Origin of the sequence: Xanthomonas sp. JAI131 (assembly GCF_013410075.1) — a bacterium.
In the GTDB taxonomy this organism is placed as follows: Bacteria; Pseudomonadota; Gammaproteobacteria; order Xanthomonadales; family Xanthomonadaceae; genus Xanthomonas_A; species Xanthomonas_A bonasiae.
The window spans coordinates 709,861-722,763 of the sequence record NZ_JACCCN010000002.1; the positions used below are offsets into that span (position 1 = coordinate 709,861).

13 protein-coding genes and 1 tRNA gene are annotated in these 12,903 nt (G+C 67.1%); 10 read left to right on the forward strand and 4 right to left on the reverse strand.

Features of this window, described 5'->3' with window-relative positions; translation table 11 throughout:
* The first annotated feature begins 92 nt into the window (after positions 1-92).
* Positions 93-392, forward strand: a complete 300-nt coding sequence (locus HDC36_RS09755) for a hypothetical protein (RefSeq protein WP_179566669.1) — start codon at positions 93-95, stop codon at positions 390-392.
* A 45-nt stretch (positions 393-437) separates the two neighbouring features.
* Here the strand turns inward: HDC36_RS09755 and HDC36_RS09760 are convergent, their stop codons facing one another.
* The 3 genes from HDC36_RS09760 to HDC36_RS09770 form a co-directional block, all read right to left on the reverse strand.
* Entirely contained in the window at positions 438-1,202 is a 765-nt protein-coding gene (locus tag HDC36_RS09760) for a hypothetical protein (RefSeq protein ID WP_179566671.1), read from the reverse strand.
* A gap of 610 nt (positions 1,203-1,812) precedes the next feature.
* Positions 1,813-1,886, reverse strand: a tRNA-Gly gene (locus HDC36_RS09765).
* A gap of 265 nt (positions 1,887-2,151) precedes the next feature.
* A complete protein-coding gene (locus HDC36_RS09770; protein WP_179566689.1) occupies positions 2,152-3,972 on the reverse strand; it encodes an autotransporter domain-containing protein in 1,821 nt (606 codons plus the stop codon).
* Between the two features lie 154 nt (positions 3,973-4,126).
* Here HDC36_RS09770 and thiS point away from each other — a divergent pair, with 154 nt between their 5' ends.
* The 4 genes from thiS (at position 4,127) to HDC36_RS09790 (ending at position 7,931) form a co-directional block, all read left to right on the forward strand.
* Positions 4,127-4,327, forward strand: a complete 201-nt coding sequence (thiS, locus tag HDC36_RS09775; RefSeq protein WP_179567975.1) for a sulfur carrier protein ThiS — start codon at positions 4,127-4,129, stop codon at positions 4,325-4,327.
* A 55-nt stretch (positions 4,328-4,382) separates the two neighbouring features.
* A complete protein-coding gene (locus tag HDC36_RS09780; RefSeq protein ID WP_206229404.1) occupies positions 4,383-5,177 on the forward strand; it encodes a thiazole synthase in 795 nt (264 codons plus the stop codon).
* Positions 5,178-5,187: 10 nt separating this feature from the next.
* A complete protein-coding gene (trmB, locus tag HDC36_RS09785; RefSeq protein ID WP_179566693.1) occupies positions 5,188-5,940 on the forward strand; it encodes a tRNA (guanosine(46)-N7)-methyltransferase TrmB in 753 nt (250 codons plus the stop codon).
* 122 nt (positions 5,941-6,062) lie between these two features.
* Positions 6,063-7,931, forward strand: a complete 1,869-nt coding sequence (locus HDC36_RS09790; protein ID WP_179566695.1) for an SLC13 family permease — start codon at positions 6,063-6,065, stop codon at positions 7,929-7,931.
* A 7-nt stretch (positions 7,932-7,938) separates the two neighbouring features.
* On the opposite strand, the gene HDC36_RS09795 is transcribed toward HDC36_RS09790, so the two are convergent.
* Positions 7,939-8,280, reverse strand: a complete 342-nt coding sequence (locus tag HDC36_RS09795) for a Rieske (2Fe-2S) protein (RefSeq protein WP_179566697.1) — start codon at positions 8,278-8,280, stop codon at positions 7,939-7,941.
* A gap of 197 nt (positions 8,281-8,477) precedes the next feature.
* On the opposite strand from HDC36_RS09795, the gene HDC36_RS09800 reads away from it, so the two are divergent.
* From HDC36_RS09800 to HDC36_RS09820, 5 genes are all read left to right on the forward strand, one after another.
* Positions 8,478-8,753 (forward strand): hypothetical protein, encoded by a 276-nt coding sequence (locus tag HDC36_RS09800; RefSeq protein ID WP_179566699.1) that lies wholly within the window; start codon positions 8,478-8,480, stop codon positions 8,751-8,753.
* 121 nt (positions 8,754-8,874) lie between these two features.
* Positions 8,875-9,582: a fumarylacetoacetate hydrolase family protein gene (locus HDC36_RS09805; RefSeq protein ID WP_179566701.1), complete on the forward strand. Its 708-nt coding sequence runs from the start codon at positions 8,875-8,877 to the stop codon at positions 9,580-9,582.
* A gap of 114 nt (positions 9,583-9,696) precedes the next feature.
* Positions 9,697-10,116, forward strand: coding sequence for a large-conductance mechanosensitive channel protein MscL (gene mscL, locus HDC36_RS09810; protein WP_179566703.1), 420 nt, complete (start codon positions 9,697-9,699; stop codon positions 10,114-10,116).
* A 63-nt stretch (positions 10,117-10,179) separates the two neighbouring features.
* A complete protein-coding gene (locus HDC36_RS09815) occupies positions 10,180-11,592 on the forward strand; it encodes a M28 family peptidase (protein ID WP_179566705.1) in 1,413 nt (470 codons plus the stop codon).
* 67 nt (positions 11,593-11,659) lie between these two features.
* Positions 11,660-12,730, forward strand: a complete 1,071-nt coding sequence (locus tag HDC36_RS09820; protein ID WP_179566707.1) for a LacI family DNA-binding transcriptional regulator — start codon at positions 11,660-11,662, stop codon at positions 12,728-12,730.
* The last annotated feature ends 173 nt before the right edge of the window (positions 12,731-12,903 follow it).

Genomic DNA, 12,903 nt, shown 5'->3' on the forward strand with positions numbered 1-12,903 from the left:
TAGAATTTTTTTTGATTCGAGGGGATGCAAGCCATCCAACTTCGGCGCAAAGTCCCACTATCGCAGGGGAGCGGCGAGGGAAACGCGGAGCGATGCAGGGCTTCAAGATCACGCTTGAACGGCGCTTGTTCAGCGACGAAGTCGTTGCGCGGGCAGCACATCGCTGCACGCATTTTTCTGGCATCGAGTTGCTGAGCAGCGACATCGAAATCGGGATCGTGCTGACACCGCATGACGGCGTGCAGATACCTGCCGACGTGAAATCTCGCTTCCTCAACGATGGGCCCAACGAGCGACTTCGCGAATCGGGGCGTATCGAGACCACCGACATCCATCGGGAACTCATCTATGACCTGATAGCCGACTTGAGTGTAGACACCAGCGTCCTCTAAATTACCCCTCTACGCCGCCCGGAATGGTTCATAGTTCTGATCACTTCAACAATCCTTTTGGGGTGGGCCACCGAAAAACCCCAGCTCGATCCACAACGCCAAAGCGCGCACAGCAACCTCTAACGAGTGACTGTCCTCGTATTTACCTAGACGCAGCGCTGCCAGTGACTGGACGTCGGGCGGCATCATGAACGTCGCCTTCTTCTCGCCCTTAACTCTCTTCTTGACGACGAAGCTAAACTGCATCAACGGCCAGTATCGAATAGTCGGCCAAGTATAAGTCATGTATACCCTAGTGAGGGATGAAGGCTCCATCTGCGCCGATATCTTGGCACCATCGCATACTACACCAGAGAACCGAAGCAACCCATCCTTTTCGCCAGCAACAGATAGCCCAATTCTCGCAAAGGCGTCTCTCGCCACTTCATTGAATATTTGCTTCCGCGCAACGATCGATTCTCCTCCTTTCAACTCGATGGCAGATCCGCGTGTGACGACACAGAGATTCTCAACCTCTTGCTCGACGCTTTCTTGATAGCCCCGCAGATGCGCAGATAGCATCTGTCCTAATTGTTCAGGAAAGAACCGGACGAGCAAATCACGCTTTCGCAAGAAATCGAGAATAGGATCATCCAAGATGAGCCCAATGGCCTTATTCACCTCTTCTCGAGAGTTGGCATTCCACTCCGCGAGTCGGACGCCAAGCTCGCTCTCGCGACCGTTGGCAGCAACAAAGAATTCTGGGAAGGACTGATTTTCAATGAACTTTTGATAGCCATCAGATCCAAAAACTGCTGTCGCCAGAGACATCTCACCTCGGATACTTGAAAAACCCCGGCCGACGAAAATCTCGTCTATCGGGGCTAGTTTCAGATTTTCGCTTGAAATTTGCAAATGAAGATCGCTCTTACTTTTCAGGAGATAACCAGTTTCCGAGTGTGGGCAAGACGTACCAAGGAGCGACGTTCTTCATATCCCTCAGGGCACGATCTACTTCTCGACCCACAGGATAATCGACTAAGTCCGCCCTATAGAAAACCAATCCAGTACTACCGGGATGTGTGTCGTGATAGAGCGTTATGTCATAGACTTGACGCAGAAATCCCCCGCCAACCTGGATGGTTCCAAGATACTCGCCTTGGCTGAAGAGCCAGCTGGTCGACTGACCGTAGGCAGACACCAGACGCGCAGCATCGCCGGGTCGAAGATGGAGAGGACGAACCAGAAAACGCGAGCCGACTTGCCCCCGCAAATCAGCAGGAACCAAGAAGTGCACGTAGAGGCCTGATGGCCGATGCAGCAAGAGTGGTTTTGGCGAAAACGATACCTCAAACGATACTTTGGGAGGTCGTTCGAGGCGGTCTTCAGCCGGAAGGAATAACCAGCGCGGTCAACAACTTGGCACTGGAATTCGCGAGACTGGAGCGGGCGAAGGGAATCGAACCCTCGTCAGTAGCTTGGGAAGCTACAGCTCTACCATTGAGCTACGCCCGCGTCGCCGGTGCAGTCTATGCGGTGGGCCGGCGGTTGCGCAAGAAATCGGTGCGACCAAGCGGCGGCGATGGCGCGCCGGCGCCCACGCGATGCCGGTACTTGCAGATGGGATTTTTTACGGGAAGGGCTTCAGCCCCGACGCCTTATCGCTAGGGCGTCGGGGCTGAAGCCAATCCCACAGGGAGCCGTTCCGGCGGCGCCCGTTGCCGACACTCCCTCGCGCCCGGCGCAGGGCCGGGCACGAGGGACAACCACGGCGCCGCGCTTAGAAGCTGCCGCCGAAGTTCACGAACAGCGAGGTGTCGTGCGCGCGGCTCTGGCCGGTGGTGGCGGCGATGCCGACATTGCTCTCCAGGCCCCACAGCTTGGTCCGCGCGCCCAGCACCACCGAGGCGTAGTTGCGGTCGATGGCCAGGCCCGGCACCGCGTAGGCGCCCAGGTCGGGCATGGTCTGCAGCCACGCGGTGGCCTGCTCGCCCTTCTTGAACTCGTGGTCGTAGGTCGCCTGCAGGTACGGCTTCACCGCGCCCAGATCCAGGCCGGCCTTCCAGCCGACGCGGCCGACCAGCGACTCGACGTCCTGGTCGTAGTAGCCCAGCGCGCTGGAGTTCGGGTTGCTCTCGGTGTAGCCGTCGAGCTTGACCTTCTGCCAGATCGCCGCGGCCACCGGGCCGTGCTTGAACGTGCCCTCGCCGAACTCGTAGCCGCCCTGCAGCGCCGCGGTCAGGTTGCTGCCGTCCGGCGAGCCGTTGTGCTCGATGGTGGCCGGGCCGAGGTTGACCTTGCGCTTGACGTCGTAGCTCAGCCAGCTGTAGCTGATCTGGGCGTTGACCCAGGCGTGCTCGCCATACCAGCCGGCGAAGCCGCCCAGGGTGCTGTCGTCCTGGGTGTAGTCGCCGCCGCGGTTGCCGAAATCGGCATCCACGCGACCGAAGCCGCCGAAGCCGCCGAACACCCACTCGCCGCGCGACCAGTCCACGCCGAACAGGCCGGCCGGGGCCAGGCCGTCGTACAGGTCGCCGTGCGCATAGCGCTGCATGTCGCCGCGCAGGTTGCCCCACCAGCGCATGCCGTCCGCGTCCGGGCGGCCGTCGACGTGCCAGGCGACCTGGTCGGCGCGCGAGCGGCCGGTGACTTCGGCCGAGTGGCTCAGCACCTGCTGCAGGCGCGGGCCTTCCAGGATCGACAGCGCGTACTGCGCCAGGATTTCGTGGGTGCGGCCGGTGGGATGGATGCCGTCGGCGAACACGTAGCTGTCGGCGGCGTCGGCGCTGACGTAGCTGGTCGGGTTGCAGGTCAGCGACTGCGAGGTGATCTGCGGCTGGCAGGCGGTGCCGGTGTAGTTGCTGAAACCGTAGGTGGACGGGCTGGCGATCACTTCCTGCAGCAGGTGGAAGGTATCCACCGGGATCACCTGCAGGCCGGCGCTCTTGAGCCCGGCGAACAGCGCGCTGTTGTAGCTGCTGGCCAGCGCGGTGCCCTGCGCCATCGCCGTGGCGCCGCCGGCGCGGAAGCGCGGGGTAAGGCCGACATCGGGGATGGTGGTGACCATGACGTAGCGCGCGCCGGCGTTCTGCAGGCTGGCGACGATGCCGACCTCGGCCGTCACCGCGTTGCCGATGGTGGTCTGCGCCGGCGCGCCGCCGGCGACCGCGAGCAGGTCGTTGGCGCCGCCCCACACGCTGTACAGCGCATTCGGGTCGGCCTTGCCGCCGTTGGCGGCCAGGTAGTTGCTGGCCTGCGTCGCCAGCGACGGCGCCACGCCCAGCGCGCTGGGGTTGGCCACGCCGACGCGGGCGTTGCCGGCGGCGTAGTTGTCGCCGATCTGGCCGTTGCCGTTGGCGTGGCCGTCGACGTGGTAGTAGTCGGCGATGTACTGCGCCCAGACCCAGTCCGGATTGGTCGTGAACTGGCCGGTCACCGCCTGCGCCGAGGCAGGCAGCAGCGGCCGGTAGTAGCCGGCATCGGTCAGGCTGTCGCCGAAGAACACGGTGCGGCTATAGGTTTGCTGTGCGAACGCGGGCGCGGCGGCGAGCACGATCGCGGCGGCCAGCAGCGAGCGGAGTGGACGGATGGACGAAGTCATGGATGCCCTCCCGGGCGATAATGAAGGTGACTCGGGGCACGGCCAGAACATACGCAGCCGCATGGCAGGCATGATTTCACCTCTGCCCCTCACGCTCACGTTGCACTGCCGCAATAAATCGCGCACTCGGCGGCACGCATTGCACAATGATGACATGAACATCGAATTGAACGGCCAGGTCCGCTCCTTGCAACCCCACACCACCGTCGCCGCCCTGCTGCTCGAGGAAGGGCTGGCGCAGCGCCGCGTTGCGGTCGAAGTCAACGGCGCGATCGTGCCGCGCGGCGCGCATGCCGAGCACTTGCTGCGCGACGGCGACCGGGTCGAGATCGTGCACGCGCTGGGCGGCGGCTGAATTCCGCGCGGCGTCCGACTCGGCAGCGCCGGGTGCGATGGGCGATAATCCGGCGATGAACGCTCACGCCCCCCACGACGCGCTGGTGATCGCCGGCAAGCCCTACCGTTCCCGCCTGCTCACCGGCACCGGCAAGTTCGCCGACCTGGAACAGACCCGGCAGGCCACCGAGGCCGCCGGCGCCGAAATCGTCACCGTGGCGATCCGGCGCTCCAACATCGGCCAGAACCCGGGCGAGCCCAACCTGCTCGACGTGCTGCCGCCGGAGCGCTACACCATCCTGCCCAACACCGCCGGCTGCTACAGCGCCGAGGACGCGGTGCGCACCTGCCGCCTGGCGCGCGAGCTGCTCGACGGCCACAACCTGACCAAGCTGGAAGTGCTGGGCGACCAGCGCACCCTGTTCCCGGACGTGGTGCAGACCCTGAAGGCCGCCGAGATCCTGGTCGCCGACGGGTTCGAGGTGATGGTCTATACCAGCGACGACCCGATCCTGGCCAAGCGCCTGGAAGAGATCGGCTGCGTGGCGGTGATGCCGCTGGCCGCGCCGATCGGCTCCGGGCTGGGCATCCAGAACCGCTACAACCTGCTGGAGATCATCGACAACGCCAAGGTGCCGATCATCGTCGACGCCGGCGTCGGCACCGCCTCGGACGCGGCGATCGCGATGGAGCTGGGCTGCGACGGCGTGCTGATGAACACCGCCATCGCCGGCGCGCGTAACCCGGTGCTGATGGCCAGCGCGATGCGCAAGGCGGTCGAGGCCGGGCGCGAGGCGTTCCTGGCCGGGCGCATTCCGCGCAAGCGCTACGCCAGCGCGTCGTCGCCGGTCGACGGGCTGATCGGCTGAGGCCGCGCGCATGACCGATCCGTTCTCCAGCGCCGGCGCCAAGACCCCGCCCAAGCCCTTCACCATCGAGGAAGGCCGCCGCCAGGTACGCAGTTTCGTGCTGCGCCAGGGCCGCTTCACGCCCGCCCAGCAGCGCGCGTTCGACGAGCTGTGGCCGCGTTTCGGACTGGACTACAGCGGCCAGCCGCGCGATCTCGACGCCACCTTCGGCCGCACCGCGCGCAAGGTGCTGGAGATCGGCTTCGGCAACGGCGAGGCGCTGCGCTTCGCCGCACGCCACGACCCGGCCCGCGACTACATCGGCATCGAAGTGCACGCGCCCGGCGTGGGCCGCGTCTTGAACGCGCTGGCCGCCGACGGCAGCGAGCACGTGCGCCTGTACCACCACGACGCGGTGGAAGTGCTGGAGCACGAGATCGCCGACGGCGCGCTCGACGAAGTGCGCATCTACTTCCCCGACCCGTGGCACAAGAAGCGCCACAACAAGCGCCGCCTGCTGCAGCCGGCGTTCGCCGCGCTGCTGGTGCGCAAGCTGCGCGCCGGCGGCCGCCTGCACGCGGCCACCGACTGGGCCGACTACGCCGAGCAGATGTGGGACGTGCTCGATGCCACCGCAGGCCTGGTCAACCGTGCCGGCCCGCGCGGCCACGTGCCGCGCCCGGACTGGCGCCCGCAGACCCATTTCGAGACCCGCGGCCAGAAGCTGGGCCATGGCGTGTGGGATTTGCTTTACGACAAGCCGGGATTGGAGATTCGGGATTAGGGATGAAGAGCGAATCCGCCACCATCCGGACGGGATGCATCCACGGCACGCCACTGCCGCGGCCGGCCCCGATTCCCGCCGTTAGCTAATCCCGAATCCCCAATCCCCAATCCCGGCCCCCAATGGACACCGCGCTGACGCTGACCACCGATATGAAGCTCGTGCTCGGGCTGGTCGGCTTCACGATGGCGATGTTCGTGTTCGAGCGCATCCGCGCCGACGTGGTCGCGCTGGTGGTGCTGGTGGTGCTCGGGGTGACCGGGCTGATCGCGCCGGAAGAGCTGTTCAGCGGCTTCTCCGGCAACGCGGTGATGAGCATCATCGCCACCACCATCCTCGGCGCCGGGCTGGAGCGCACCGGCGCGCTGAACCGGCTGGCGTCGTGGCTGCTGCGCCGCGCGCACGGCGTGGAAGAGCGGCTGATGCTGCTGACCACCGGCATCGCCGGGCTCAATTCCTCGTTCATGCAGAACCCCTCGGTGATGGCGCTGTACCTGCCGGTGGCCTCGCGCCTGGCCGCGCGCACCGGGCTGACCCTGCAGCGCCTGCTGCTGCCGATCGCCGCGGCGATCGTGATGGGCGGCGCGCTGACCATGGTCGGCAACTCGCCGCTGATCCTGCTCAACGACCTGCTGCAGTCGGCCAACAACAACCTGCCCTCGGGCATGGCCACGATCGAGCCGCTGCGCATGTTCGCGCCGCTGCCGATCGGCGTGGCGCTGCTGCTGGCCTCGCTGATCTACTTCCGCGTGCGCGGCGACCGCACGCTGATGGAAGAAGAACAGCTGATCAACAACGGGGTCACCCCGGCGCGCACCGAGAGCTACTTCGCGCGCACCTACGGCATCGAAGGCGACGTGTTCGAACTGATCGTCAGCGCCGACAGTCCGCTGGTCGGCATGACCCTGGGCGAAGCGGAGACGGTGCACGACGCGCCGCTGCTGCTGGCCCTGAAGACCGGCAACGACACCCGCCTGGCACCGCCGGCGGACATGCGCATCTGGGTCGGCAGCGTGCTCGGGGTGATGGGCGCGCGCCAGCAGGTGGCCGATTTCGCGCAGAACCAGTTCCTGCGCCTGTCCTCGCGGCTGCGCAACCTGGGCGACCTGTTCAATCCCAGCCGCGCCGGCATCTCCGAGGCGGTGATCCCGCCGACCTCGCGCTTCATCGGCAAGAGCGCGGCCGAGCTGCGCCTGCGCAAGCAGGCCGGGATCAGCCTGCTGGCGATCAACCGCGACAAGCAGGTGATCCGCGAGGACGTGCGCAAGGTGCATCTGCGTGCCGGCGACATGCTGGTGTTCCACAGCATCTGGCAGGACCTGGCGCAGGCCTCGGAGAGCCGCGACTTCGTCGTGGTCACCGACTATCCGAAGGGCGAGCACCGCCCGCACAAGTTCAAGATCGCGATGACGATCTTCGCGCTGACCATCCTGATCGCGCTGACCAGCAAGCTGCCGGTGGCGCTGACGCTGATGACCGGCGTGGCCGGCATGCTGCTGACCGGCGTGCTGCGCATGGACGAGGCCTACGCCTCGATCAACTGGAAGACCATCTTCATGATGGCCGGGCTGATCCCGCTGGGCTGGGCGATGGACAGCAGCGGCGCGGCGGCCTGGGTCGCCGGCCACACCATCGCGCGGCTGCCCGAGGGCGTGCCGGTGTGGGCGCTGGAGATCGCGCTGGCGCTGCTGACCACCGCGTTCTCGCTGGTCATCAGCCACGTCGGCGCGACCATCGTGATGGTGCCGATCGCGGTCAACCTGGCGCTGGCCGCCGGCGGCAATCCCACCGCGTTCGCGCTGATCGTGGCGCTGTCGGCGTCCAACAACCTGATGACCGCGTCCAACCCGGTGATCTCGATGATCACCGGCCCGGCCAACTATCAGCCGCGCGAACTGTGGCGCGTCGGCGCGCCGCTGTCGCTGATCTATACCGCGGTGGTGGTGCTGATGGTCAACCTGATGTCGATGGCCTGGTGGGGCGCGTTCTAGGCGCCACTCACGCCAGGAACACCTGGCCCTCGCGCACCGTCACCGGCACCGCGAGCAGGCTCTGGCCGCGGCACGGCCCGGACACGCAACTGCCGTGCTGCAATTCGAACGCAGCGCCGTGCGCCGCGCAGACCACGTGTCCTTCGCGGCTCTTCAGGAACTGTCCCGGCGCCCAGTCGAGCCGGCGCCCGGCATGCGGGCACACGTTCAACCAGGCGCGCACGCCGTCGCCGTCGCGGTACAGCAGCAGCGATTCGATCTCGCCGCCGATCGCGGCCTCGGCTTCGACCAGGTTGCCGGGCTCGATCTGCTCCAGTTGCGCCAGCACGGCGGAAGATGACTCGGTCATGGAAGACGGCGGCAGCGCGGAAAGGGCCGCCATTCTTGCATGTCCGCGGTTCGCACCCGCGTCGCGCTTCACCTGGCGACGACATGCAAGACATTGAACGGGCAAGTGTTAATTTTTCGCTTAACGAACTTTTCACTCCGTCACATAAGACAGCGTCGATACTGCGCCCTCGGTTCCAACTGACACAGACTTCTGCCATGCGTGTACGCGCCTTCAATTTCGATCAGTTCCGGCATGTCTTCGCGCCGCGCAAGCCGCGCCATCCGCTGGTGAAACTGGCCGTCGGCTTGCTGGGCCTGGCGATCCTCGCCGGGCTGGTGTTCGTCAGCGTGTTCGTCGGTGCGGCGATGATCCTCGGCGGCATCGCGATGAAGCTGCTGAGCCAACGCGGCAACAAGCGTCCGGCCTCGGCACGCCAGCATGTGGTCGATGGCGAGTACCGCGTGTTGCGCAAGCCGGCGTTGCCGCTGTAAGGCTGGGATTGGGGAATGGGGATTGGGGAATCGTGAAAGCGATGCCCTCTCGCCTGCCGGAGTCGGGTCGAACCTGACGCGCTAAACTGCTGCATCCCGTTCTTCTCTGGATGCGTGCCCGATGAAAGACCTGTTTGCTGCTGCCGAAGCGCCGCGCGTGCCTGTGCGTGGGTTGGGGCTGTTTCCGGTGCATCGCATCTACTGCGTGGGCCGCAATTTCGCCGACCATGCGCGCGAGATGGGCGCCAGCGCTCCGGCCTCGAAGGCCGACCGCGGCCAACCGACGTTCTTCATGAAGCCGGCCGATGCGTTGGTGATCGGCGGCGACTCCATTCCCTACCCGTCCGCGACCCAGGACCTGCACCACGAAGTGGAGCTGGTGGTGGCGCTGGGCCAGGATGCGCCGGCCGGCGTGCTCGGCGTCGAGGATGCGTCCGCCCTGGTGCTCGCCTACGGCGTCGGCCTGGACCTGACCCGGCGCGATCTGCAGGCCGCGGCCAAGGCCAAGGGCCTGCCGTGGGACATCGCCAAGGGCTTCGACCATTCCGCGCCGATCAGCGAGCTGATCCCGGCCGGCGAAGTCGGCGCGCTGGAGGCGTTGAACCTGTCGCTGGAGGTCAATGGCCAGGTGCGCCAGCAATCGCTGCTCGACCAGATGATCTGGAACGTGCCGGAGATCCTGCACGAACTGTCCAAGCTGTTCGCGCTGCGCGCCGGCGACCTGGTGTTCATGGGCACGCCGGCCGGCGTGGCCGCGCTACAGCCCGGCGATCGCTTCAGCGCGCGACTGGAGAACGTGGCCGAGCGCCATGGCGTGATCGTCGCCTGAGTGCGCGGCGCATCGGGCGCAGGTGGCCGACGCGCAGCTTGATCCTGGAACGACAACGACTGCGCTAGGCTTGCACGGCGGCGACAGGCCCGCGCAACGTTCGAGGAAGCTTCCATGGGCATGATCCGCGAGTTCAAGGAATTCGCCATGCGCGGCAACGTGCTGGACCTGGCGGTCGGCGTGGTGCTCGGCGCCGCGTTCGGCAAGATCGTCACCGCGCTGGTGGAGAAGATCATCATGCCGCCGATCGGCATGCTCGCCGGCGGCGTGGATTTTTCGCGCTGGGCATGGACGCTGAAGGCGGCGACGGTGGACGCGGCCGGCAAGGAAGTGCCGCCGGTGGTGATCGGCATCGGCGATTTCCTCAACACCATCATCCAGTTCGTGATCGTGGCCTTCGCCATCTTCATGGTGGTCAAGGCGATCAATCGCATCGCGCGCAAGGAACCGCCCGCGCCCAAGGCGCCGAGCGAGGAAGTGCTGTTGCTGCGCGAGATCCGCGATGCGTTGAAGAACGACGCCGCACCGCAGTAAGTGCAGTGCGCAGGCGCGCCACGCGCTGCTAAGCTCGGGGCTTTCCTGTTCGCGGAGTCCCCCATGCGCCGTCTTGCCGTCGTCACCGCCGTCATGCTCGCCATCGCGTCCGCCGCCGCGGCCGAGACCACCCGCATCCCGGATGCGGCGCTGTCCACCGCCGCCACGCTGCGCGAGCAGGCGCTGGCCGACGACACCGGCTGGAAGGTGGTCGAATCGCTGACCACCGAAGTCGGCCCGCGCATGGCCGGCAGCGAGGCCGATGCGCGCGCGGTCGCGTGGGCCAAGGCCAAGTTCAAGGCGCTGGGCTTCGACAAGGTCTGGACCGAGCCGGTGACGTTCCCGAAATGGGAGCGGCGCAGCGAGCACGCGCAAGTGCTCGGCGCCAACGCGCAGCCGCTGAGCGTCACCGCGCTGGGCGGCAGCCCGGCCGGCACGGTCGAGGCCGAGGTGGTGCGCTTCGCCGACCTCGCCGCGCTGCAGGCCGCACCCGCCGGTTCGCTGCGCGGCAAGATCGCGTTCGTCGATTACCAGATGGTCAAGGCGCGCGACGGCAAGGACTACGGCAACGGCGGCGCGGTGCGCAGCAAGGGGCCGTCGGAGGCGATCCGCAAGGGCGCGATCGGCTTCGTGATGCGCTCGGCTGGCACCGACTCGCACCGCGTGCCGCATACCGGCATCACCCGGTTCGACGAAGGCCTGACGCCGGTGCCGGCGGCGGCTCTGGCGGTGCCCGACGCCAACCAGCTGGCGCGCCTGGTCGCACGCGGCCCGGTGCGGCTGCGCCTGGCGCTGGACTGCGGCTGGGACGGCCAGGCCACCTCGTACAACGTGATCGGCGAGATCACCGGGCGCAGCAAGCCCAGGGAAGTGGTGGTGATCGGCGGTCACCTGGATTCGTGGGACCTGGGCACCGGCGCGATCGACGATGGGGCCGGCGTCGGCATCAGCATGGCCGCCGGCCACCTGATCGGCAAGCTCAAGCGCGCGCCCAAGCGCACGATTCGCGTGGTCGCCTTCGCCAACGAGGAGCAGGGTCTCTACGGCGGCAAGGCCTACGCGCAGGCGCATGCCAAGGACGTGGCGCTGCACCAGATCGCCGCCGAGAGCGATTTCGGCGCCGGCCGCATCTATGCGTTCAACACCGGCTCCGGCAATGCCGCCGCCTCGCGCGAGGCGACCCGGCAGATCGCCGAGGCGCTGGCGCCGCTGGGCATCGAGTACGCAGCGGACAAGGGCGGCCCCGGCCCCGACGTCGGCCCGCTCGCGGCCAAGGGCGGCGCCTGGGCGTGGCTGGCGCAGGACGGCAGCGATTACTTCGACCTGCACCACACCGCCGACGACACCCTGGACAAGATCGACCCCAAGGCGCTGGCGCAGAACGTCGCCGCCTACGCGGTGTTCGCCTACCTGGCCGCGGAGGCCGACGGCGGCTTCGGCAGCCAGGCCAAGACAGTGGAACCGCCCAAGGAGTAAGCTGGCACGCCTGCCGCGGGGATGCGCGCAGGCTTTCCCCCCTTTCGCAGCATCGTCAGGACCCACGATGGGCAAACGGCAAGGTCGTGCAGGCTCGGCGGTGACGCTGCTGGATGTGGCGCGGCACGCGGGCGTCTCGCCGATGACCGCCTCACGCGTGATCAACCGCCACCCACGGGTGGGCGCGGCGATGCGCGAGCGCGTCGAGGCCTCGATCAAGACGCTCGGCTACCGTCCCAACCTGGCCGGGCGCTCGTTGCGCACCGCCAGCCTGGCGCGGATCGGCGTGCTGTACAGCAATCCCAGCGCGGCCTACCTCAACCAGTTCATGCTCGGCATCCTCGAGCAGAGCAGCCTGGACGGCAGCCAGGTGCTGGTGGAAAAGAGCGACGACATGGGCAGCCAGCGCGCCGCCACCGAGCGCCTGCTCGACGCCGGCGTGGACGGGGTGATCCTGCCGCCGCCGCTGTGCGATTCGCGGCAGACCATCGAGGAACTGGACGCGCGCGGCATCCCGGTCGTCGCCGTGGCCACCGGCACGCCGATGCAGGGCGTCAGCTCGGTGCGCATCGACGACTACCACGCGGCCTGCGCGATCACCCGGCACCTGATCGACCTCGGCCACCGCGACATCGGCTTCATCAGCGGCGATCCCAAGCACACCCCGAGCGCGCTGCGCAGCCGCGCGTTCTTCGATACCATGGCCGCGGCCGGGCTGCCGGTCGCCGCCACGCGCGTGGCCGAAGGCCTGTTCACCTACCGCTCCGGGCTGGTCGCCGCGACCGCGCTGCTGCACGCCGCGCCGCGCCCGACCGCGCTGCTGTGCAGCAACGACGACATGGCCGCCGCCGCGGTCGCCATCGCCTACAGCCTGCGCCTGCGCGTGCCCGAGGACCTGTCGATCGCCGGCTTCGACGACACCCCGGTGGCGACCACGATCTGGCCCGAGCTGACCACCATCCACCAGCCGGTCACCGCGATGGGCCGTGCGGCGGTGGCGCTGCTGCTCGGCGAGATCCGCCAGCGCCGCGACGGCCTGCCCAGCCGCGGCATCCACCAGGTGATGAAGTACACGCTGGTGACCCGCGGCTCGACCGCGCCGCCGGCGGATCCGGCATTGCCGCAGGCGGCGGGCTAGCGCTTTTCTTTGCTGTGGTTGAAGGCGACGGAAGTCGTAGGCGCGACTGCAGGTGGCTTCTGCCATCGGTCACGATGAGCTCTCCTGGTAACGCCCGTCGCGACTGAAGTCGCTCCCACAGGATTTGGTCGACTGCGAATATCCGAGTCGAAAATGCTCACCGCGCAATCGAC

Excerpts from the sequence above, each read along its gene's own strand:
- HDC36_RS09805 (WP_179566701.1), top strand. The coding sequence starts at position 8,875 with ATGAAAGACCTGTTTGCTGCTGCCGAAGCGCCGCGCGTGCCTGTGCGT.
- HDC36_RS09760 (WP_179566671.1), bottom strand. The coding sequence starts at position 1,202 with ATGTCTCTGGCGACAGCAGTTTTTGGATCTGATGGCTATCAAAAGTTC.
- HDC36_RS09795 (WP_179566697.1), bottom strand. The coding sequence starts at position 8,280 with ATGACCGAGTCATCTTCCGCCGTGCTGGCGCAACTGGAGCAGATCGAG.
- HDC36_RS09755 (WP_179566669.1), top strand. The coding sequence starts at position 93 with ATGCAGGGCTTCAAGATCACGCTTGAACGGCGCTTGTTCAGCGACGAA.
- HDC36_RS09770 (WP_179566689.1), bottom strand. The coding sequence starts at position 3,972 with ATGACTTCGTCCATCCGTCCACTCCGCTCGCTGCTGGCCGCCGCGATC.
- HDC36_RS09780 (WP_206229404.1), top strand. The coding sequence starts at position 4,383 with ATGAACGCTCACGCCCCCCACGACGCGCTGGTGATCGCCGGCAAGCCC.
- mscL (WP_179566703.1), top strand. The coding sequence starts at position 9,697 with ATGGGCATGATCCGCGAGTTCAAGGAATTCGCCATGCGCGGCAACGTG.
- HDC36_RS09790 (WP_179566695.1), top strand. The coding sequence starts at position 6,063 with ATGGACACCGCGCTGACGCTGACCACCGATATGAAGCTCGTGCTCGGG.
- HDC36_RS09820 (WP_179566707.1), top strand. The coding sequence starts at position 11,660 with ATGGGCAAACGGCAAGGTCGTGCAGGCTCGGCGGTGACGCTGCTGGAT.
- HDC36_RS09815 (WP_179566705.1), top strand. The coding sequence starts at position 10,180 with ATGCGCCGTCTTGCCGTCGTCACCGCCGTCATGCTCGCCATCGCGTCC.
- HDC36_RS09800 (WP_179566699.1), top strand. The coding sequence starts at position 8,478 with ATGCGTGTACGCGCCTTCAATTTCGATCAGTTCCGGCATGTCTTCGCG.
- thiS (WP_179567975.1), top strand. The coding sequence starts at position 4,127 with ATGAACATCGAATTGAACGGCCAGGTCCGCTCCTTGCAACCCCACACC.
- trmB (WP_179566693.1), top strand. The coding sequence starts at position 5,188 with ATGACCGATCCGTTCTCCAGCGCCGGCGCCAAGACCCCGCCCAAGCCC.